This is a genomic window from Paenibacillus xylanexedens (assembly GCF_001908275.1).
GTDB lineage: Bacteria > Bacillota > Bacilli > Paenibacillales > Paenibacillaceae > Paenibacillus > Paenibacillus xylanexedens_A.
In genome coordinates, this window is record NZ_CP018620.1 from 3,266,870 (window position 1) to 3,289,221 (window position 22,352).

The 22,352-nt window shown below is 47.9% G+C and carries 18 protein-coding genes; 12 read left to right on the forward strand and 6 right to left on the reverse strand.

Annotated elements, in window-relative coordinates:
* Nucleotides 1-29: 29 nt before the first annotated feature.
* From BS614_RS14610 to BS614_RS14635, 6 genes are all read left to right on the forward strand, one after another.
* Nucleotides 30-743, forward strand: coding sequence for a class I SAM-dependent methyltransferase (locus BS614_RS14610; protein ID WP_074094518.1), 714 nt, complete (start codon nt 30-32; stop codon nt 741-743).
* Nucleotides 744-891: 148 nt separating this feature from the next.
* Nucleotides 892-1,329 carry a GNAT family N-acetyltransferase gene (locus BS614_RS14615; protein ID WP_036609514.1) on the forward strand — a complete coding sequence of 146 codons (438 nt, stop codon included), beginning with the start codon at nt 892-894 and terminating at the stop codon, nt 1,327-1,329.
* Between the two features lie 220 nt (nt 1,330-1,549).
* Nucleotides 1,550-2,008 (forward strand): MarR family winged helix-turn-helix transcriptional regulator, encoded by a 459-nt coding sequence (locus tag BS614_RS14620; RefSeq protein WP_074094519.1) that lies wholly within the window; start codon nt 1,550-1,552, stop codon nt 2,006-2,008.
* On the forward strand, nt 2,005-5,172 hold the full coding sequence (locus tag BS614_RS14625) for an MMPL family transporter (RefSeq protein WP_074094520.1): 3,168 nt from the start codon (nt 2,005-2,007) through the stop codon (nt 5,170-5,172). The genes BS614_RS14620 and BS614_RS14625 overlap by 4 nt, the downstream gene beginning before the upstream one ends.
* A 196-nt stretch (nt 5,173-5,368) precedes the next feature.
* Nucleotides 5,369-5,995: an SGNH/GDSL hydrolase family protein gene (locus tag BS614_RS14630; RefSeq protein ID WP_074094521.1), complete on the forward strand. Its 627-nt coding sequence runs from the start codon at nt 5,369-5,371 to the stop codon at nt 5,993-5,995.
* A gap of 92 nt (nt 5,996-6,087) precedes the next feature.
* A complete protein-coding gene (locus tag BS614_RS14635; protein WP_157116089.1) occupies nt 6,088-7,149 on the forward strand; it encodes a phosphotransferase in 1,062 nt (353 codons plus the stop codon).
* 120 nt (nt 7,150-7,269) lie between these two features.
* Here BS614_RS14635 and BS614_RS14640 read toward each other — a convergent pair whose 3' ends face one another.
* From BS614_RS14640 to BS614_RS14650, 3 genes are all read right to left on the reverse strand, one after another.
* A complete protein-coding gene (locus tag BS614_RS14640; protein WP_074094523.1) occupies nt 7,270-7,947 on the reverse strand; it encodes a tetratricopeptide repeat protein in 678 nt (225 codons plus the stop codon).
* Between the two features lie 14 nt (nt 7,948-7,961).
* Nucleotides 7,962-9,950 (reverse strand): elongation factor G, encoded by a 1,989-nt coding sequence (locus BS614_RS14645; RefSeq protein WP_074094524.1) that lies wholly within the window; start codon nt 9,948-9,950, stop codon nt 7,962-7,964.
* Between the two features lie 141 nt (nt 9,951-10,091).
* Nucleotides 10,092-10,967: an AraC family transcriptional regulator gene (locus BS614_RS14650; RefSeq protein ID WP_074094525.1), complete on the reverse strand. Its 876-nt coding sequence runs from the start codon at nt 10,965-10,967 to the stop codon at nt 10,092-10,094.
* A gap of 192 nt (nt 10,968-11,159) precedes the next feature.
* Here BS614_RS14650 and BS614_RS14655 point away from each other — a divergent pair, with 192 nt between their 5' ends.
* On the forward strand, nt 11,160-12,677 hold the full coding sequence (locus tag BS614_RS14655; protein ID WP_074094526.1) for a tagaturonate reductase: 1,518 nt from the start codon (nt 11,160-11,162) through the stop codon (nt 12,675-12,677).
* Nucleotides 12,674-14,188 (forward strand): UxaA family hydrolase, encoded by a 1,515-nt coding sequence (locus BS614_RS14660; RefSeq protein WP_210436978.1) that lies wholly within the window; start codon nt 12,674-12,676, stop codon nt 14,186-14,188. Before BS614_RS14655 ends, BS614_RS14660 begins: the two co-directional genes overlap by 4 nt.
* A gap of 101 nt (nt 14,189-14,289) precedes the next feature.
* Here the strand turns inward: BS614_RS14660 and BS614_RS14665 are convergent, their stop codons facing one another.
* The 3 genes from BS614_RS14665 to BS614_RS14675 all read right to left on the reverse strand — a co-directional run bounded on the left by BS614_RS14665 (nt 14,290) and on the right by BS614_RS14675 (nt 18,433).
* Nucleotides 14,290-14,976, reverse strand: a complete 687-nt coding sequence (locus BS614_RS14665; protein WP_074094527.1) for an AlkZ-related protein — start codon at nt 14,974-14,976, stop codon at nt 14,290-14,292.
* Between the two features lie 34 nt (nt 14,977-15,010).
* The gene (locus BS614_RS14670; protein ID WP_074094528.1) at nt 15,011-15,967 is read right to left on the reverse strand and encodes a helix-turn-helix transcriptional regulator; all 957 of its coding nucleotides are present in this window, start codon (nt 15,965-15,967) and stop codon (nt 15,011-15,013) included.
* A gap of 438 nt (nt 15,968-16,405) precedes the next feature.
* Complete coding sequence (locus BS614_RS14675) at nt 16,406-18,433, reverse strand: beta-galactosidase (RefSeq protein WP_074094529.1); 2,028 nt, start codon at nt 18,431-18,433, stop codon at nt 16,406-16,408.
* 128 nt (nt 18,434-18,561) lie between these two features.
* Between BS614_RS14675 and BS614_RS14680 the strand changes: the two genes are divergently transcribed.
* The 4 genes from BS614_RS14680 (at nt 18,562) to BS614_RS14695 (ending at nt 21,969) form a co-directional block, all read left to right on the forward strand.
* The gene (locus BS614_RS14680) at nt 18,562-19,395 is read left to right on the forward strand and encodes an AraC family transcriptional regulator (protein WP_074094530.1); all 834 of its coding nucleotides are present in this window, start codon (nt 18,562-18,564) and stop codon (nt 19,393-19,395) included.
* Nucleotides 19,396-19,538: 143 nt separating this feature from the next.
* The gene (locus tag BS614_RS14685; RefSeq protein WP_036609494.1) at nt 19,539-20,327 is read left to right on the forward strand and encodes an alpha/beta hydrolase; all 789 of its coding nucleotides are present in this window, start codon (nt 19,539-19,541) and stop codon (nt 20,325-20,327) included.
* Between the two features lie 82 nt (nt 20,328-20,409).
* Nucleotides 20,410-21,075, forward strand: coding sequence for an SGNH/GDSL hydrolase family protein (locus tag BS614_RS14690; protein WP_074094531.1), 666 nt, complete (start codon nt 20,410-20,412; stop codon nt 21,073-21,075).
* A 12-nt stretch (nt 21,076-21,087) separates the two neighbouring features.
* Nucleotides 21,088-21,969, forward strand: coding sequence for an SMP-30/gluconolactonase/LRE family protein (locus BS614_RS14695; protein ID WP_074094532.1), 882 nt, complete (start codon nt 21,088-21,090; stop codon nt 21,967-21,969).
* Nucleotides 21,970-22,352: the final 383 nt, after the last annotated feature.

Below are 22,352 nucleotides of genomic sequence, written 5' to 3' on the forward strand. Positions count from 1 at the left end.
ATCATTTTCTAAACGATGGGGGTATCTTGATGGGAAACGAACAATTTGAGGCTGCGCGAAAAGCAGAGGCAGGTTATCATTCCAATTTCTATCAGAATAATGAATTATTCGCCTCTGGCACTTGGATGTCCAGGCCAATGCCTATGGTGATGGATATGCTGGAACGTCTTCTTGCTCATAAGGAGGAACTGCGTGTTCTTGATCTTGGATGTGGAGTTGGGAGACATACGATACCGATTGCACAGCGTCTTGCGAAAACGAACAGTGAAGTCATCGGTGTGGATTTACTGGATGAGGCAGTAGACGGACTTCGCAAGTATGCGAAAGAATATCATGTTGATCATATCGTACAGGCAGTGAAAGCAGATGTTGAACATTATGCTGTGGAGCCAAACTATTTTGATTATATCGCTGCTTGTTCTTGTCTGGAACATGTCTCAAATAAGCAAGCCTTTATGGAAGCGATAGACCGGTTACAGGCCGGAACTCGCACAGGGGGCATTCATTGTATTACGATGAGTACCAATGTGGAGGAAAAAGAAATCAATACAGGCAAGGAGATTGAACCATTAATTGAGCTGAACCTGCCCACAGCCGAGGCGATTGCTATACTGGAGGATGCCTACAAAGGCTGGAATATTCTGCTTCAGGAACATGTTACACAGACGATTGAAGAGGAAAAGTATGATGAACCGACACAATTCCGTTGTGAACTGCTTCGTTTTGCTGTACAAAAGCATTAAACTCTCTGCCGGGACCTGACAATGGACCCGGCACTCTTAATGTGTGGTCTGAAGGGTATCGGAGTTGAATCGGCACACGACTTGAACTTTTAGAGGCTAACGACTACAATACGATAACGGAAACAAGCAAGGTATAGGAGGAATCAAGGTGTTAATTAATCTGAAATCACGCATACAGGAGCCGGAAGTACAGGAGCTATTGTCCTACTCGGTCTTTCCTGATCCGGATCACTTGAACCGTGCGTTGCAACAATATGTAGAGAAAGACGAATTGCAAATGGGCGGTTACGAAGATGAGGGACAATTGATCGGTCTGATTGGATATGAGAAGACAGGAACAAGTGAGGTTACCATTCATCATATCTCGGTTTTGCCTGAAAACCGCTTTAAAAATTATGGACGTGGTATGATCTCACAGCTGTTGGCAACATACAATCCTGATAGACTGATTGCTGAGACCGAGCTGGAAGCCGTCGAGTTTTATCGGAATACGGGGTTTGTGGTATATAGTCTGGGCGAACTGTATCCAGGTGTAGAGCGATTCCGTTGTGTGCTTGAAAAAGAGGAAGATACAGACGAAGAGTAGCACAGAGGCATTTTATTACTTTAAGAAATATATGGATTATCATCAGTACAGGATGTTGGATTTGGCAATGAGCTGAGTCGGACGTCCTGTTTTTTTTGTCGTTTTCATCAGAAAAGCAGGAAAAAAGTATTGCTTTAAGAGATTGTTTCATTATAGAATAGTTTCACAGAAGAATAGTTCGTTAAGTGAACTATATAGATTCGGGAAAGGAGAATGAAGAATGAATACACCGGATGCAAAAAGTTTGGTGAATCGCTATTTGGATGCTTCCTTTATGGTCAATAAGCGCTTTGATACGCGGATACGTGAACAAGTGGGGCAGACCATAACGACCGATCAGTTCTGCGCACTTCGTCTGATTGAAGAGAAACCTTTCTGCACGCCCTCTGATCTTGCAGAGCTTCTGTGTATAGGTAAGAGCAGCATTACCGCTTTGGTCAACAAGCTGGTGGATCGTGATCTGGTCCATCGGGCCGGGGATGAACGCGACCGCCGCGTTGTATATCTGACACTGACGGATACCGGACGACAGGTATACAGGGAAACAGAACAGGAAATACAGCAGATTCTGGAGCCGTATCTGGTTCATTTTAAACCGGAAGAAGTCCGAATTTTCATTGAATCTTTTGAGAAGCTTGCAGCTTTGCTATCGCATGAAGGAGGACGGGAGAACGAATGAGAACGATACTAAAAGCAAGATGGTGGTTAATGGGGCTATGGGTTGTTGTAGCTGCCGTGTTGATGTTTACCGCCCCTAACATGAGTGAACTGATTCGGGAAAAGGGACAGTTTTCGGTTCCGGAAGGGTACTCTTCCACCCAGGCAGCAGCAATTTTGAATGAAGCTGCAGCACAAAAGGGAGAGCAGCAAGGCAGCCAGATCGCTCTTGTATTTTATAATCCCGATGGGCTGGGTACCACGGGGAAACAAGAAGCAGAGAAGGCCGTTAAAAACTTGGAGGCCGACAAGGAGAAGCTCGGTATTCTGTCCATTCTGGAACCTTTCTCTCAGCCTGAACTGTCCGAGAAGATGATCTCAGCTGATGGCAAAACGATTCTAACGTCGCTATCCATTGATCAGGGAGATCGTACGGTCAAGGAAATGCGGGAAGACCTGAATGAAGCATTGAAGTCCGTCAATGTGGAGCACTACATAACCGGTAAAGGTCTGATTGATGAAGACACCATTGAAAGTTCACAAGAGGGGCTTAAGAAATCGGAATATATTACCGTTGTCTTTATTTTACTCATTCTGTTCCTGGTCTTCCGTTCGTTTGTAGCTCCTTTTGTACCGCTGCTGACTGTGGGGATCAGTTACATTGTATCGCAACAGATTGTTGCATTCCTGGTGGATGGGCTGGACTTCCCGATATCCACATTTACACAGATCTTTATGGTCGCTGTCATGTTTGGGATTGGTACGGATTACTGCATCCTGCTGATCAGTCGGTTCAAGGAAGAACTGGCTCATCATGAGAATACATGGGATGCCATTATTGCCACCTATCGTACTGCCGGTAAAACGGTACTCTTCTCAGCACTAGCTGTGCTGGTTGGATTCATTGCGATCGGCTTTGCCCAGTTTATGTTGTACCGCTCTGCGGTTGCCGTAGCTGTAGGTATTGCTGTGATGATGCTTGCCTTGGTGACCATCGTGCCATTCTTCATGGCGGTGTTGGGCAAGAAGTTATTCTGGCCGTCGAAGGGTTCACTTGAACATGCCGAGAGCAAGATCTATGGTGCAGCTGGTCGCTTTTCACTTAAACGTCCATGGGCTGCGCTGCTCATCGTTGCAGCTGTCTGTGTGCCTCTTCTGGCAACCTACGATGGCAAACTGTCGTTCAATAGTCTCGATGAGATTGGTGAGAAATATAATTCAGTAAAAGCATTTAACATTATCTCTGACAGCTTTGGTCCGGGTGAATCGCTGCCGGGTCAGATCGTTATCCAGAACGATGAAGCGATGGATAATGCCAAATATATGGCCGTTGCCGAGAAAATTAGCCGGGAAGTAGAGAAAGTAGCCGGAGTCTCTGGTGTCCGTAGTATGACACGACCTACGGGTGATGAGATTAAAGATTTTGAAGTTACACAGCAAGTGGGAACATTATCGGATGGACTGGGTGAAGGCAAGACGGGTCTGGACAAAATCCGTGATGGCCTGAGTGAAGCCAGCAGTCAGCTAAGTAAAAATGAACCACAGTTAAAAGAAGCTGCTGATGGAGCAGGTGAACTTACCAAAGGAACCTCCCAGTTGCAATCGGGTATCACGCAACTCAGTGAGGGACTAGGGCAGATTGAAAAAGGTATTCGAGATGGTTCCGCAGGTGCGGGTGATCTGAAAGCCGGACTTCAGCAAGCCAAAACGAGTGCAAATCAACTTGCGCAGGCGAACAATCAGTTGCTTGAAGCCTATCGTCAGGCGGGAGCAGGGGTCGCTGCACTGGGAGATGGAACCCGCGAACTGGAACAACAGCTGAACGGGGTTTCAACAGCTCTAACCAGTCTGTCCGAATCCTTCACAGCACTTGAAGAGCGTTATCCTGAATTGCAGCAAGATGCTGATTACCAGCGTATCAAAGGTACGATTGGTGAAACAGGTTCTGGCACAGCGCAGCTTGCTCAAGGTTTGGGTCAGATTAAGACCAAACTTGGGGAAGCCGCTGCTGGAATTAATCAGGCCAATAAAGGGTTTGCCTCCGCAGCAGCCGGACAAAAGGCGCTTGCCGATGGCCTGGGCCAGATTGTAACGGGAATCGGTCAGTTGCAATCCGGTCTCAAACAGGCTGAGGATGGTCAGGGTAAAGTGATTAGCGAAATTCCTTCCATTCAGGATGGACTTGGCCAGCTTCAGGGCGGTCAGGAGAAAATTCAGCAAGGCTTCTCGGATCTGAGTGGTCAGCTGACACAACTGACAGATGGACTGAACCAGAGTGTCGATGGTATTAAACAGGTATCCGGGGGACTGGATTCAGCGCAGGACTACCTGACGCAATTGCAAAATTCACCAGATTCCGATCTGGCAGGCTGGTACGTTCCTGATGAAGCACTGAACAGCAAAGACTTCACACAAGTATTTGATACGTATCTGTCCAAAGATCGTAAAACGATGACGATTGACGTTATTTTCGCCGAGAATCCATACGGAACAGAAGCCATTGATCGTGTTCCTGACATTGAGGCGGCAGTACATCGTGCGGTACAAGGCAGTGCGCTTGAAAAAGCAGACATCGCCATAGGCGGAGTTACCAGCACATTTGCAGATCTGCAGGAGATCTCGAATAACGACTATACACGTACTGTAATGCTGATGCTGGCGGGTACATTCATTATTCTGGTCGTGCTGCTTCGCTCAGTCATTATGCCATTGTATCTGATCGTTTCCTTATTACTGGCTTATTTCACATCGATGGCGTTAACCGAAGTGATCTTTGTTAATATCCTCGGATTCGCAGGCATCAGCTGGGTTACTCCGTTCTTCGGATTTGTTATGCTGATTGCACTTGGTGTGGATTATAGCATCTTCCTGATGGACCGTTTCAATGAGAACAAAGGTATGAAAGTACAGGATGCGATGTTGTACGCGATGAAGAACATGGGCACCGTTATTCTATCTGCAGCGGTCATTCTGAGCGGTACATTTGCTGCGATGTATCCATCCGGTGTTCTCTCGATGATGCAGATTGCCACTGTAGTCCTTAGCGGACTGATCTTGTACTCTCTGCTGTTCCTGCCATTCTTCGTCCCAGTGATGGTGAAGATGTTTGGCCGGGCCAACTGGTGGCCGTTCCCGAACAAGGAACAATCAGATTCCGTTGATTCGGATCGGACCATAGGCATGTAATGCATTGCAATGGATTAGGCTCTGCCGCGTTATGCGGCAGGGCTTTTTTTTACCTCGACAGAGAAGAAATATAGTTTTATGCAAAAGAAAGGTGCATGCCTAAGGACACCATCCCGCGCCTTGTCTTGCCACTCATCATAAGATATAGAGCAGTTCATTATTGTTCAGAGAAATCACAGCAGAGAGGGGCGACGGGATGGTATATCGATATGTGGCTATAGGAGATTCATTAACGGTAGGTACAGGAGCGTTGCTGGGCACCGGCTTTGTTCCTTTATATCGGCGAATGGCAGAAATGAATGTTCGTACGTTTGTATCCATGGAAAATATGGGCGTGAATGGACTGACGTCGGGGGAAATGGTGCAGATGATCTCTTCGCATCCCCGAGTGCGGCAATCGCTCCGTGAAGCGGATATCATTACCATATCCATTGGCGGGAATGATCTGATACGTACGTTTAAAGCAAGTAATGGCATTCCAAATGCCAGCAAAATGACACAGGTGCTCGGAGAAACTCGCAGTAATGTATCCCAGATCATGCGGCACATTCGGCAGTTAAAGGGTAACCATGAGTATATGGTCCGATCCATCGGATTGTACAACCCGTACCCACAAGCGACGGAAGCTGCGTACTGGGTGCGCCAATATAATTCGTTTCTGAATGGCGCGGGATCAGGCAACTATGCGTGTGCTCAGGTATATGACAGGTTTGAAGGTCGTGAACGTGAACTGTTGTTCTGGGATAGAGTACATCCTAATGCAAGAGGGTATCGTGTCATTGCGGAGCAGCTTAATCGGACGGGATATTATCCATTCTCTTGATCACTTTGGAACAGAACTAGACCAAGCGATGGACTTCCTTTAAGATAAATAAAAGACAGTTCCATTTTGTGAGATAAAGGGGTTAATTTTTGGTGCAAAACATCGATTCCGGTTCCCTCCATCCTTCAGAACAGCAGCGTATATCCGAAGTGTTGGCCTTATATGGTTTTACATCGGATTGGAAAGGCGAGCGTGGAAAGGGTGGGATGAATAATTCTACTTACATGCTCCATGTAGACGGGACTAATTACGTCATGAGACAATATGAAACACATAATGATCCGATGAAAATCACCTTTGAACACGAGGTGCTGGAAGCCCTCCAACGTTCGAACTTTAAGCTTGATACACCTTCACCTGTAAGGCGGTTATCTGGTGAGAGAGGTACGTTCCTTCCTGTAAAAGATACCCTGACAGGTCATACCAAAATTGTGACTCTGTTTCATTATAGGGAAGGCGTCAATCCCATCTGGCATACACCAGATCAATTGATAGGGCTCGGTAAAGCGGCGGGGGCCCTGTCTTCTGTTATGGCTACGTTGGATATAACAATTGAACCTGTATACCCACCGTACTATCAAATTCAGGATGCGTATCCGCTCTGTTCACCAGAACGATTATTACAGTTATGCACATCGCCGCCGGAGCAATTGGCCGCATGTGCGAATGAGTTGAAGCAACTGAGAGATGCGCTGCCAGATCTGTTTGAAGCTCTGCGGGGAATGGAACATCTGCCGCATCAATTGGTTCATGGGGACATGAATGCCTCGAATGTATTGGCAGATCAGCAGGATGGTGAAATCTGTGCCATTTTGGATTTTGAATTTGCGACATGGGATTTGCGGGTAATGGAGCTGGCTGTTCCGATGTCCGACCTCCTTACCATGGACAAGAGTGAAGAATGGATGTGGCAGGCACAAGAGGGACTGATCAGGGGTTTTCGGGAACATGTCAGCCTGGAACGGGAAGAGTTGTTAGCCATACCTCGATTGATTCTGCTGCGTAGTCTGGATGTGGTCATGCATTTCATCAGCCGGATGTTTGAGGGTACAGATGAGCCGGAAGTGGCTGTGGATCAGATTGTGAAACTCAAACAGCGGATTGACTGGATGTCTCTTCATGAAGAACGACTGCGTGAGATATTGGTATATTAATGTTGTTGTTAAGAATAAAGTGCACTGGTTCTGCTCATACGAGGGCAGAGATCAGTGCACTTTTATTGGTTAGAAAAGTGATATATGAAGATTACAGCGTATAACGGATGACATTACGCATTACAAGCCACGTTTGCGGAACCAACTGCGCACAGCCCAGCGGCGCTCCTGACGTTTTTTGTATTTGGGCAACGAACGATACACGTTCAACGATTGCTCGTAAGCCTGCTTCGCATAAGCATTGCGTCCGAGGGAACGATGAACCGTGCCGAGCAGATAATAAGCTTCACTGGAAGAGGAATGAATCTCCTGAAACTGATGCACATAATCCAGCGCTTTGTCCTCATGCGTATCTTTGAAGGCTCCAGCAAGGGTTAGGTACGGGCGTCCGTACTTGACTCTGGGGTTGATCTCGAGGGCTTGCAAAATATGACGTTCGCCTTTTTCGATGTTACCCAGATGAAGCTCAGTTGTCCCTAATGCCTCCCAGTACTCAGCTGATTGTTCGTATGGGCGCTCCAGTTCAAGCAATAAGGCATGTGCCTCACTGTAACGCTTGCGCTCAATTAACAGGCGAGCCAGTTCCAGCTTGGAAGAAACTTCATTGGGACTCATGGCAAGCTGTTGCCGAAGCCGGGAGATGTTACGCATACGCTTGAGAGGTTTCGTGAAGCTTGGGAACACCCCGACGTAACGACGATCCAGAAAATACAGTATAACGAGTAAAATGAGGATGGCAATGAACGGATTACCTACAATCCGCCATAAAAGGCCAAAGATAAGAAATTTAATAAGCACAGGTTCAACTCCATTTATGATGTAATCGCGTTTCGTACACTTAAAATATATTTCGACTGATCCAGCGGGTTAACTCCTCTGCGTTTGCGAGTATGATTCACATCCGCAGGACAATCTTGGTATCCGGCAAACGAAGTCGTAAGCACTCCGCGGCCGCTTGTCTCGGAACGCAGTTTCACCGGATAATCCATTGAGGTGGCAAGAGGCATAACTCCTTCAATAATGCAACGTCCGCTACCAATGACGGGGGCTTCGAAGGTTGCCCGCATATGTACCAGATCGCTAAGGGCCTTACCGCCGTATTCTTCCGGGACCGTCAGCCGGAACTGAAGAAGGGGTTCCAGCAATGTGGTACCTGTTCTCGACAATCCATCCATGATTCCCATAAGCGTGGCTACAACAAAATCCAGCGGATGTGTATGCCAGACATGATGTTCCCCTTCCACCAGCGTGATGCGCAGATCGGTTACTTCCCAACCGAGCATACCTTGAGACAAGGCTTCCGGAATTCGTCGTTCAACTTCATTCTGATAACGTAACAGCAGATCTTCTGTCCTTACGGTTGAGGCATAGATCAGACCGCTTCCGCGAGGCAAAGGTTCAATCTTGAAGCGGAGGATGGCCCAGCAGGGCTTAGGCATCGTATAAGCGATGTAACCTTCTCCGGCTGTACGTGGTGTCTCCTTATAGATGACGGATGGCGGATCAAACACGACATCCAATCCGAAACGACTCAGCAACAGGCTGGATAAAATCTCAAGCTGAATGGTTCCCATGACCTTGAGATGCAGTTCTCGTTCCTCCGGCAACCATTGCAGGTCGAGTAAGGGGTCTTCATCCGTCAACTCTTGCAATGCTGCGACAAGATCGGGGTAACGTGCCGGGTCCTTGCCATGTACTTGTACGGTCAGCAAAGGCACAGCCATCTGTGGCAGAGGAGGTACACCTTCAGGATTGCCGATAATGTCACCCACATGTGTGTCACTCAGTCCATACAGCGCAGCAATCTGCCCCGCGTGAACGGCACCGGTATCCGCCCATTTCCGTCCATCCATACGGCGAATCTGCGTCACTTTCTCTTCAAGTTCCCGCGTCGAATTATGGATGGTATCCCGATTGTGTAAGCTGCCACCATACATACGGACGTATGCCGTGCGGCCCATCGTACGGTCACGTTCAATCTTGAATACAACACCCGATACGGGAGAGTCCACTGGTTGTGCAGGTGGAGGCAGAAATGCAAGGACCGTGTCCAGCAATGCCGTGACGCCAATTCCTTTGCCGGAAGCCCCATAACACACAGGGAACATCTCACCCTGATGCACATACCGCAGGAATGCTTCATTCAGATCCCTTTGTGATAACGGAGTCTCCTGGATGTAGGCTTCCATGACCTTTTCGTCCAACTCGGCAAGTATCTCGACCAGACCTGGAATGGAAGGTGTGCCATCTGACAGGGAATCTTGATTCGGGTTCCATAGCGAGTCGATGCCATGAAATGAATCTTCGTGGAACTGATACGTTTGGATTTCGCATGCGAAAGGGGACAGGGTGGAACGAATCTGCTCCATTACCGCTGGGGCAGACGCACCAATCCGATCCATTTTATTAATATAAATGATGGTTGGGATGCGAAGTGAACGAAGGGCATGCCAGATGGCTTCACTCTGGGACTGAATGCCTTCTACTGCCGACAGAATGAGAATAGCGCCATCCATTACCCGTAGCGTTCGCTCTACTTCGGAGCTAAAATCAATGTGACCAGGCGTATCAATGAGGTCAATGATGGTGTTCTTCCAGATCAGAGAGGTCATGGCTGCCTGAACGGATATGCCACGTTCTTTCTCAATGTCCAGGGAGTCTGTGGCTGTTGTTCCGTCATCTACACGTCCCGGACTGCGGACGACACCACTCTCAAATAACATATGCTCGGTGGTGGTTGTTTTCCCCGCATCCACATGGGCGAAGATACCAATATTCCTGCGATTCAATTCGTTTAACATGGAATGCTAAGCTCCTCTGACAACGGAATGCAATGTTTCCGACAAGTAATAATCCAGATTATCATACCACATCTTCCATATGGAAGAATATGTGGATATATATGATTAGACTCAGGAACCTACGTCCAGTCTGGTTCTATTTTAACGTGAACTGTTCATGGTTCTACGGTATGCTGCGGGCGTTGTGCCAGTTAATTTTTTGAATTGACGGTAAAAGTGGGGCAGGCTGTCGAACCCGCAAGCATCGGCAACGGCTGCCATCGTCTCATCACTTTGCACCAGATGCTCTTTCGCCATAATGACCCTCCGCGCTAATGCGTAATCCGTTAGAGTCATTCCCGTGTATCGTTTGAAGGCACGACTGAAATGGGCAGGGGATACAGAGGCGTACTGCGCCAGTTCAGGGAGGGAAAGGCCATTCCGAAGGTTATCGTCAATATGAGAGATCGTAGAAGAGAGCCAGGAGGGACCCGGAGCGGATTTACCCGGATTCACAGGTCCCGCAGCTTCCAGACGTTCCAGAAAAATGAGCAACAGTTGCAGCCTTAACAGGGCCGCATGTGCGCTTAGATGATGACCGAGCTGGAATTCGGTCTGAATATCATCAATGAGGGCGGCCACCTGTGATTGCTCCTCTGTGTTCAGATGCCTCTTATACACGCGTTGTTTACGACAGCGTTCAAACAGGCTTAGCAAGGAAGAAGCAGCACCTCCGGCGGTCGATGCCAGCAAGCCCGGGCTGAAGAACAATGCGGAAGATGTGACAGGATTGCCTGCATCCGGCAAGGCTCGATGAACCGTGCTGCCCGGTATAATGAACAGATCTCCTTCTTGCATATTCTCAAGTCCCGTATCAATAAAGATGCTTCCCTGACCCCGATATACATAGATAATTTCATGCCAGTCGTGAAGGTGATCTGGCAATTCGTTCTGAGGGGATTTGGTGTCGCTGTACACCAGGCGGAACGGAATACCGGATTCTGCCTGAATAGTCGTACGAACAGGTGAACGTTCCATAAAGACTCCTTTCCAGACGATCGTCTTCAACGAGATGTTATACCTGGTCATGAGAGAGTATATTTACCGCAATATAAGCAATTTAATTTCCTTTTATTGATGATACAATGAATTTAAAGCGTTTACAATAAAAGGGTGCAGAGCCTTCGGGCTGCATTCCGGCAGTACAAATAATCGATGAGGTGAGTGTCCATGTCGGCGAGCACGAAACGGCCAAGGTTGAAGCTGAATTTACTGGGGAGCGATGGTCAGCGCAAGTGCAAGGAGATTATGGAGCGTCCCGTGAAGGTTTTGCAGATTGGAGAAGGTAATTTCTTGCGGGGATTTGCAGACTGGATGCTTCATGAGAGTGCCAGACAAGGCAAATTCCATGGAAGTGTTGCTGTTACCCAACCACGACCGGGAGGCAAAGCCAAGCTGGAGCAGATTCGTGATCAGGACGGATTATATACGATGATTACGCGTGGGCTGTCTCAAGGGAAGCCAGTTGAGCGGACAGAGTTGATCTCCATTTTCTCACAGTGTATCAATCCGTATGAGGAATGGGATGCCTTTCTGAACTTGGCGGAACTGCCTTCACTTGAGTTCGTTATTTCCAATACAACCGAATCAGGATTGAAATATACGTATACGGACTATATCGAGGGTGAACCCGTCCAATCATTTCCGGGGAAATTAACGGTTTTCCTGCATCAGCGATATTTGAAATTTGATGGTGATCCATCCAGAGGTTTGATTCATCTGCCTTGCGAGCTGCTTGAAGGCAATGGTGACGTGCTTCGCAGTTGTGTTCTCCGTCATAGTGAGGATTATGGGTATTCGGAAGGCTTCCGTTCATGGATCGAGAACCATAATCACTTCCTGAACAATCTGGTAGATCGAATTGTCACAGGTGCGCCGACCCAGGAGGAAGCCGATTCCCTGACGAATCGCTGGGGGTACGAGGACCAATTGATTAATACGGCAGAGCCATATCATTTCTGGGCCATTCAGGGTGATGAATCATTGGACAAAAAGCTTCCTCTCAAGCAGGCAGGTCTCAATGTACATTGGGTGAAAGATCTGAAGCCTTTTCAGGTACGCAAAGTTCGTATTTTGAATGGGGCGCATACCTTAATGTCATCACTAGGCATTCTGCAAGGCAAGCAGCATGTGAGAGAAACGATGGAAGATCCACATTTTGGCTCATGGATCAGGGAAGCTGTGCATCAGGAGATCGTGCCTGCTCTGGATATGCCCGATCATCAGCTGGACCAGTATGCAGAAGAAGTGTTCGAACGGTTCCTTAACCCATATATTGATCACAAATTGCAAGATATTGCTTTGAATACGATCGGAAAATTCAAGGTGCGTGTGCTGCCTACACTTTTGTCTTACGAGCAAAATCAGGGAAGTTGGCCAGAACGTTTAATTCAAGGGTTTGCTGGATTATTGTGTCTCTATCGTCCGGTAAATACGCCAGAAGGTTACAAGGCACAACGACTGAATGGGGAAGATATTCTGCTGCGGGATGACCCGGATGTCCTGGCTGCTTTGGCTGCACACTGGGAAGGTTATGACACGCTTAACAGGAATCAGAACCAACTGGATGACCGGGTAGCGGCTGTGTTGTCGGATACCTTGATCTGGGGCGAAAATCTGGATGCAAGAGAAGGGCTGCGTGCAGCACTTGTTCGTGAAATCGGATTGTTGGAAGGTGAAGGGAAATGAACACAACAAGTACAATCAATGACTGGATTGCCATTCAACCACAGGATGATGTCATTATAGCGCTTCGGGATTATGCGAAAGGAGAATACATTACCCTGCCAGACGGTGTTTCTTTTACCTTGCTGGATGACGTGCCCAAAGGGCATAAGATTGCTGTGCATACCCTGGCACCGGGTGATGATGTGATGAAGTATGGTTTCTCCATCGGGATTGCCCAAGAGCAGATCGAGCAGGGAAGCTGGATTCATAGTCACAACCTGAAGACGGGTCTGCACGGATTACTTGAATATGAGTATCAGCCGGGCGCGCAGGTTCAGACGGACATGCCTCCGGAACATCTGCGCTCATTCGATGGATATTTGCGCCCCAATGGTGACGCAGGTATTCGTAATGAGATCTGGATTGTGAATACAGTTGGATGTATCAATAAAGTGTGTGAAGCTTTGGCACGTATGGGTCAGTCCCAGTTTGGAAGCCGGGTAGATGGTGTATTTCACTTTCCGCATCCATTCGGGTGTTCACAGCTTGGTGATGATCTGAAGTATACACAACAGTTGCTGGCCTCCTTGGTGGAGCATCCGAATGCAGGAGGCGTGCTCGTCATCGGTCTGGGCTGTGAGAACAATCAGGTCGATGAATTCCGTGAGTGTATTGCTCCGGAATACCGCGGTAAAGTACGGTTTCTCAAAGCACAGGAAACGGATGACGAGCTTGAGGAAGGGCTTCGACTGATGGAAGAACTTGTGGAGATCGCTGAACATGAACAACGGCAGCCGCTTCCGCTCAGTAAACTTAAAATTGGTTTGAAGTGTGGCGGTTCCGATGGTTTATCCGGCATTACAGCCAATCCGCTGGTCGGTGCAGTTGCTGATATGTTGGTTGCTGCCGGGGGTACGGCTATTCTGACGGAAGTTCCGGAGATGTTTGGTGCGGAGACGATCTTAATGAACCGGGCTGCCAATGAGCAGGTATTTCACGATTTGGTGGACCTCGTGAACGGCTTCAAGCAATATTTTGTGAACCATGGCCAGAACATCTATGAGAATCCTTCACCTGGGAATAAGGCTGGTGGCATCACAACGCTAGAGGAAAAGTCACTTGGATGTACGCAAAAGGGAGGACGTTCTTCCGTAGTCGACGTTATACGTTATGGCAAACGTGTAACTCAAACCGGTCTGAACATTGTAGAAGCACCGGGTAATGACCTGGTATCTGTAACGGCACTGTCTGCGGCGGGTGCACATATTGTGCTCTTCACAACAGGGCGGGGGACTCCATTCGGAGGCCCGGTACCTACAGTCAAGATTGCGACCCAATCCGATCTGGCAAATCGCAAAAAACACTGGATTGACTTCAACGCAGGCCAGCTTTTGGAGGGGCAGACGATGGATGAGGTGAAGGTACAGCTGTTCAGCCAACTGATTGACATTGCTTCTGGGCGGTCACACACACTTAGTGAGCAGCATGGATTCCGGGAGATTGCCATATTCAAGGATGGCGTAATTCTCTAAATCCATTGTCGATGGGGGCTGTTGATCGTCTGGGTTACATTATATGGTGAACCACAGCCAATTCCGGTTGAAATTTGCACTACAACCGGGATTGGCTTTATTTAGATTCCACGGATGCCAAGCACTTTGGAGATGCTTGATAATGCGGCAGGTGAAGCATGTTGTTGTAGTTGCACAATCAATAGTTCACGTGCCTCTTCTATGCTGCCTTCATATGGCTTAATGCCGTGACGTTCCATCCAGTGACCAGCAGTCTCGTATGCGGAGCTGTTCCAGGCGACTTTGCCTTCTGCGAGCCCTTCTTTTTCTTTGGTGCCACTGATCACAATGGCTGCACAGCCCTGAAGGTCCAGAAGCCCACGGTCAAATGTTTTTTTGTCCTCTTTTGCCCCGAAACCGGCTTGTGATCGCAAGGTACGTCCATCGATGCCTTCTTGTTCTGCAACTAACGCATGGAGTTTGAACGCTTCACGGGAGAGCAGACCCGCATCATACTGTTCCTTGATGGTTCTGGAGTCGGCAAGCAGTCGGTGTACCCAAGGGAAATATTCAGATGAGACAAGAAGCGCTTTCTTTTTGACAAATTTTCCATATGCAGCAATGCCCTCTTCAGCCAGGCGTGAACGCCATAACCAAGGATCGAATTCATCATCCTTGTGCCAATGTTCTTTGGGGGTTAGCGATGACAGAGAAGGATAATCGGCAAATAGTGGTGCCAGAGGCAGCAGCCCTATAGACTGGATACGCTGTACTGCTTCTTCGTACGTTATAACGGCTTCATATGTCATGATATCAGTAGGCTCCTTTTTGTGTGTAGTCAAGCTACGACTTGGTTGAAGCAAGGTATCTCCGGCTCACTTCCTCGGCATGCTGACGAATCTCACTGCGAAGTTGGAGAGGTTCAATCACTTCGGCTTCACGTCCTAATCGGTAAAAGAATCGTACGGCCCAGTCCCATTCCCCTGGTGGACAAAGGAATGATAATTCCCAGAGATCCGGGGCAATTTCAGTTATCTTTTCACCAATATGCTCGTCCTGTTCAGCTTCAATCATTCCCCGATAACTCAGTTGTACCTTAACCAGGGTTGGCGGCTGTTCTGGAGGGGTCGGCTTACTCTGCTGTTGCTCTGCCTGTTCATTAAGCATCTGTGCATCCTGTGGTTCGATCGCTTTGACTTCGATAATTCGGTCAACCCGGAACAGACGTTGTTCAACATGTTCGAGGGAATATGCTTCACAGTACCAGAAGCCAGAGGAAGCATATACCCGTGTGGGACAGATATGCAACCAACGCTGACGTGATGCGGAGCGATACAGCACACTAAGCCACCCGTGTTCGGGTATACATGCCAGCAGTGCGTCCAGATGAGGAAGAATGTAATTGCGGTCTGGAATATGATGATGCAGTTGTTTGAGCATGGGATCAATTCGCGACATAATATCATCCGGAATGATAGCCTTAACTTTGTTCATCAGGGTCCAGCGTTTCTCATGAAAGGGTGTGTCGGCGTAGCGACTTAGACCTTCAAGAGCGAATAAGAGCGTCGCTGCTTCTACCGGGTCCAGCTGTAATGGGGGTAATACGTAACCCTCCATAAGACTGAAACCGCCTCCCGGACCGGAAATGGCAATAATGGGCACATTCATCTCGGAGAGGGATTGAATATCCCGAAGAATCGTGCGACGGGAAACCTCAAATTTCTCACCTAATGAGTGTGCCGTTTCGTGACCATGCTGTAATGCCATTACAATGGCAGCAAGCCGATTTGTTCTGTTCATGTCAGCCACTCCGTTTCGATCTGCGCCGCCGGAAAGTGATGTCGTAGTTATATTTCTATTGTAACAACGAATAAGTGACATCATGAGTGTCACCAATTTTTCAACTGTTCATTATTTTATAATGGATCAGCATCAGGATTCACAAGTATGTTCCGGCAGGCTTTGTTAAAATGTGTTTCTCGTCCAATTCGCTTTGCATACTGATATTTCCTTCTATCAAAAAGACCACAGATCATGCCAAAAACCCGTATCCGGTGTAGACGGATACGGGAAGTAGCAGCTTTTGGCTTACAGAAGACGATAAAGGTCTGAAATCTATACCAATATCCTCGCTGAAGACAATAACAAGTATAAAAGGAATGAATATGTGACACTTTGTATCGCGGGAATTTCTATCACATTATATTATTCCGAATGATTTCAATTAAGCGAAATCGCTTATTTCATTTCGAGCAATTGCACTCCACGGGCTTCAATCTCAACACTTCCCGAAAGCTCACGATTGGTGAGCAGATCATGTGCCTTAGTTGTTCCCAGATCATAGGATTGTGTGGTTGCGTTATGGTTCATGACAAACAGGTAGGGTTTGCCGTCTTTGGTTCGTGCGCTTACTTCAACACCTTCTGGTGTCTCAAGCAAGGATTCTACGTTCTTGGCTGCTGCAAGCTGTCCCAGCAAACCATCCAGGAAGTGCTCATCCGGGTCGGATGCAACGTACCAGGCTTCACCTTGGCCAAAGGTATTACGTGTCACAACAGGCATGCCTTTATAAAAGTCGTCTCCATACTCCGCGATGACTTCGGCTCCTTCACTGTGCAGCAGGTCACACAGCATGCCGCAGCCATACTCTCCTTGAAGATCACCGTAGGTTTCTTTGAGGACAATGCGGTTCTTTTGCTCAGGAAGCAGGGCATCAATCTCTTCCACCCAGATTCCGAGCAGTTTACGAAGTTCTCCCGGATATCCACCTGTGGTCACGAGATCGTTCTCGTTGACAATGCCGCTGAAGAAGGTCGTAAGGAATGTTCCACCTGCTTCAACATACTTCTCCAGTTTGGCGGCAAACCCTGGTTTAACCATGTAAAGAACAGGGGCAAGGACAATGTCGTATTTGCTCATATCCGTATCCACACTGATGATATCTACTTGTATGTTGCGGCGGAAGAAGGCTGCGTAGTATTTATGGATCTGATCCACATAGTTCAGGGCAACCGTAGGTCCGCTTGATTTTTCGATGGCCCACCAGTTATCCCAGTCGAACACAATCGCTACTTTGGATTCAACAGATGCATCCAGCGTGGTATCTCCAAGGATCTGCAATTCCTTGCCCAGCTCAGCGACTTCGCGGAATACACGTGTATTCTCATGCCCAGCATGCTCAATAACTGCACCATGATACTTCTCACAGGCACCGATGGAGCGACGAAGCTGGAAGAACATAATGGTATCGGCTCCGTGCGCAACAGATTGATAACTCCACAGACGCATGACACCTGGACGTTTCAGTGAGTTATACGGTTGCCAGTTCTGCTGACTTGGTGTTTGCTCCATTAGCATGAACGGTTGACCATCCTTCAATCCGCGCATAAGGTCATGAGCCATTGCCGTGAAGCTGACAGGAGTGGAGAGACCAGGATAGCTGTCCCAGGAGACAATATCCAAATATTTTGCCCATTTGAAATAGTCCAATTGTTTGAAGAATCCCATCAGATTGGTAGTAACGACGGAGTCCGGAATATGTTTTTTGATCGCATCGTATTCCAACAGATAACAATCCAGCATGCTGTCGGAGTTGAAGCGAGAGTAGTCCAGCGAGATTCCCTGGAACGTTGAATTATTGTTACCCCAATGTTCGCTCAGGTTGCTTGGTAATACAATTTCGTCCCAATCGTAGAAGGTATGCCCCCAGAAATTCGTATTCCATGCTTTGTTGACCTGTTCCAGAGTCTGATAGCGTTCTTTCAGATACACGCGGAACGCTTTCTCACAGTTGTCACAGTAGCACTCACCGCCATATTCGTTGGAGATGTGCCATACGAGAACCGCGGGGTGATCCTTGTATCGTTCGGCCAGTTTATCCGCAATCTTCTCAGCGTATTTGCGATAGGTCGGGCTGTTGGGACAGGAATTATGGCGCCCACCGAATTTGCGTTTGCGTCCATCGGCATCAACACGAAGCACGTCTGGATATTTCTTTGCCATCCAGGCCGGATGGGCAGCAGTGCTTGTTGCAAGGCATATATAGACACCGTTTTCATGTAAACGATTAATCAGTTGGTCGAGTTCTTCAAAACGGTAAGTAACTTCATCAGGCTGAATCAGTGCCCATGAAAATACGTTGATTGTGGCAATATCAATGCCTGCCAATTGGAACATGCGCAGGTCTTCAAGGTGGGTTTCGTGATCCCACTGTTCCGGGTTATAATCGCCCCCGTAGAACATTTTGGGCAGTTTGTTACTAATCAATGTGTTCACCTCTTGTATAAGAATAATCCTATACTATATGATACATATGACTTTTAAAATATAATAAAAGTAATGACTCATATAAGAATACGGAAGTGTATTTCAGCTTGTACCCAAGGAGGCATCCCATGTTTATCTCCCCCCGACATCAACGATATTTCATGACATCACGTGATCAGCCGTTACCCCTTTATATTGAGAGCCTAGGTTATAACGGCAATCAGGAGAAGGTGTCCAGACCTGTCGGGTATCCCTGTTACCATTGGCTTCAGACCGTGAAGGGAGCCGGAGAATTCAAGTTTTCCGGGTCCACGGTCGTACTGGGGGAAGCATCAGGTATTTTGCTGCCGCCAAATGAACCGCATGAATATGTGCGAGCCCAAGGAGAGTGGGAGACATTCTACATTACATTTGGCGGTTCCCAGTGTCCGGCAATCTTGGAGTCACTTAGTCTGGGTGAAGCAGCGTTGCATCAGTGGGAGCAGAGCAGTCCGTTCAATGATTACGGCCAGGAAGTGCTGGATTCGATCAGAAGTGATCAGGATTTGTCGGGACTCGAGGCGTCAGCGGATATATACCGATTTTTGATTTTGCTCAAAAAACATGGCATGACCGGCAATCGGTCTTCGATCTCTCATGCCGTGGAGAGACTCGCTCCGCTCATTGCATTCATGGAACAGCATTATGCGAATCCTGAGATTGGTCTCGAACATATGGCTGACGTCACGGGGATCTCATCCAGACATCTGAACACCTTGTTCAAGCAGTCCTTTGGCATGACAGCCTACAGTTATTTCATTTTGCTGCGCATTCGCAAAGCCAAGGAAATCATGACCGCAGACTATAGACCCACGATTAGGGAAACTGCAGTTAGGGTAGGGTTTCGCGATGCAAGCCATTTTGTAGCAACTTTTCGCAGGATTGAGGGGGTGACTCCTGAACAGTTCCGTAATTTGTACTAACATGTACCCAAATGATCAAAAAGTGATGCCAGGAAGGTATTGATGCGTTAGGGTCATTACCGTTATGATGGTATCGATTCCTGAGATTCGAAAACGTTTAAACGGACCCATGGTTCCGTTCTACTTGGAGAGGATGATTGAAGATGACAACAACTATACCCTTATGGGATCATGCTGCACCTTATGCAGCCCAGGGTCATGAAGACGAGATGCCACATTTGATTCCATTTATTCAGCCCGGTTCCGAGAGCGCTGTCATTGTATGTCCAGGGGGCGGCTATGGATTTTTGGCTGATCATGAAGGTGCTCCAATAGCCGAATTGTTGAACCGTGCAGGTATAAGTGCATTTGTCCTGAATTATCGGGTGGCGCCTCACCAGCATCCTGCACCTATAACAGATGGTCAGCGTGCCATACGTTATGTTCGTGCTCATGCTGAGCAGTATGGCATCAACCCTGCCAAGATTGCAGTACTTGGTTTCTCCGCAGGTGGACATCTCACAGCAACACTGGGAACGCTGTATGACGAGGGACAACCGGATCATGAGGACCTCATCGAACGCCAGAGTTCACGCCCGGACCGAGTTATTCTCTGTTATCCGGTCATTACGATGGAGTCCTATGGACATGCCGGTTCCCGTGAGAATTTGCTTGGGTCGGACGCCTCTGCCGAGCAGATCAAGGCTTTCAGTGCGGAGCAGCAGGTAAGAGCGGATGCTCCTGAAGCGTTCATCTGGCATACCAGCGATGACCAGGCAGTGCCTGTAGAGAATAGCTTGCGTTACGCACTTGCATTGGGTGCGCATGGCATCCCCTATGACTTGCACGTTTTTGAGAAAGGGTCACATGGACTTGGATTGGCTGAGGACAACCACGCGGTTCGGGTATGGTCAGATCTGTGTCTCACATGGCTCAAGAATCAAGGCTGGTAATCACTGATTGGATAACAACTTAACGGTCCTGATTAATCAATTATTCCTATATTAGCGCCTTGGAGCGAAGGAGAAAATGACGATGAAATTGCAAAAAAATGACAAGCTTCTGTTTATCGGGGATTCGATTACAGATTGTGGTCGGGAACATCCTGTAGGTGAAGGCAGTTCAGGTCTGGGCCATGGTTACGTAGCGCAAGTCTATGCGCTCTTGCGGTCCATCTATCCGGAATTGATGTTGCGAGTCCAGAATGTGGGTAATGGTGGAAATACAATTCGTGATCTGAAACAGCGTTGGGATCGTGATGTGCTGGACCTTAAACCGGACTGGCTGACGATCATGATCGGCATTAATGATGTATGGCGTCAGTTCGACAACCCATTGTCAACAGACTCACATGTGTTTCTTGAAGAATACGAATCCACATTGCGTGAACTGGTGGCTTCGGTTCGTCCCAACCTGAAAGGTCTGGTACTGATGACGCCTTATTATCTTGAGGCCAATCCGGAAGACCCGATGCGGGCAACGATGGATATCTACGGAGAAGCGGTACGCAGGGTAGCGGGTGAGTATGATGCGGTGTATGTGGATACACAGGCTGCATTTGCTCCATTTTGGGATCATTTCTATACGTCTGTGCTGACTTATGACCGGGTACATCCGGATGCAACGGGCCATATGGTACTGTCCAAAGCATTCTTGGATGCCATCGGATTCGAATGGTCAGGCGGCGTCAAATCTGAATAAGGACGTGATGGCATGAGCGACGTAACTCTAGCAGTACAAACCCCGGCATTGCTGGGGGAAGGCCCAAGCTGGGATGCGGGGAACAATCGATTATTGTGGGTAGATATTGAAAGCTTCAAGGTGCATGTGTATGATCCGGCTACAGGGCAGGATCAGGCTTATGATGTCGGTGAACATGTCGGGGCTGTTGTTCCCTATCGTGGTGACGAAGTTGTGGTTGCTTTACGCAGTGGATTCCATACGTATCACTTGCTTACGGGTGAGCTGCAAGCCATTGAGGACCCTGAACAAGATAAGGATACCAATCGTTTTAATGATGGAAAATGTGATGCGAAGGGCCGCTTCTGGGCAGGCACGATGAGCATGAATAATGAGAGCAAAGCCGGATCGTTGTATTGTTTGGAGCAAGGGAAACCCGTTCGCACAATAGTACAAGGTGTGTCTACATCCAACGGCCTAGGCTGGAGTCCGGATCGGCAGACCATGTATTACATTGATACCCCGACACGTTCTATTGACCGGTTTGATTTTGATCTGACGGCAGGTACGATACAAAATCGGACAAGTGTCATTCACATACCGGAGGAATTCGGTTTTCCGGATGGGATGACGGTTGATGGTGAGGGCATGCTGTGGGTTGCGCACTGGGGCGGAGGAAGAGTCACTCGCTGGAACCCACATACATCAGAGCTGTTGCAACAGATCGAGGTGCCGGCAGATCAGGTAACATCCTGCTGTTTTGGTGGACCTGATCTCGAAGAGTTATACATTACAACAGCACGTATAGGGATTAAGGAAGAACGTCTGAAACAGACACCGGATGCGGGCTCACTTTTTGTCATCAGACCGGGAGTTAAGGGGCAGGAAACTCACGCTTATGGTAGCCAGCAATAAACAGGTGCCAATCATGTAGTGAACCTTAGTGAACCTCTGCCTGGTTTGGCAGGAAAGAAACGATTCCATTTATTACTCTTATATAAAATGTCAAAAGGTGCTGTTCTAACAGCATCTTTTTTTGTTGTATAAACCAGTTTAAACACTGAAAATATTTTACAAAAATCGGAATTTCGACAGAGGGGTTTGGATATTACCAGCGAATGTTATTTATTTAAAGTATTATCCAGATAACCGCGAATCAAGAACAATTATGTAAGCGCTTAACAATATGACTGGAAGGGGGTGAGGCTTCTTGTATCAAGGGATGCATTGATTCGTCTGGCACGCCATCATCAGCACGATGAGACAGCGGGGATAGACCGAAATGCAGTAACGAAGTA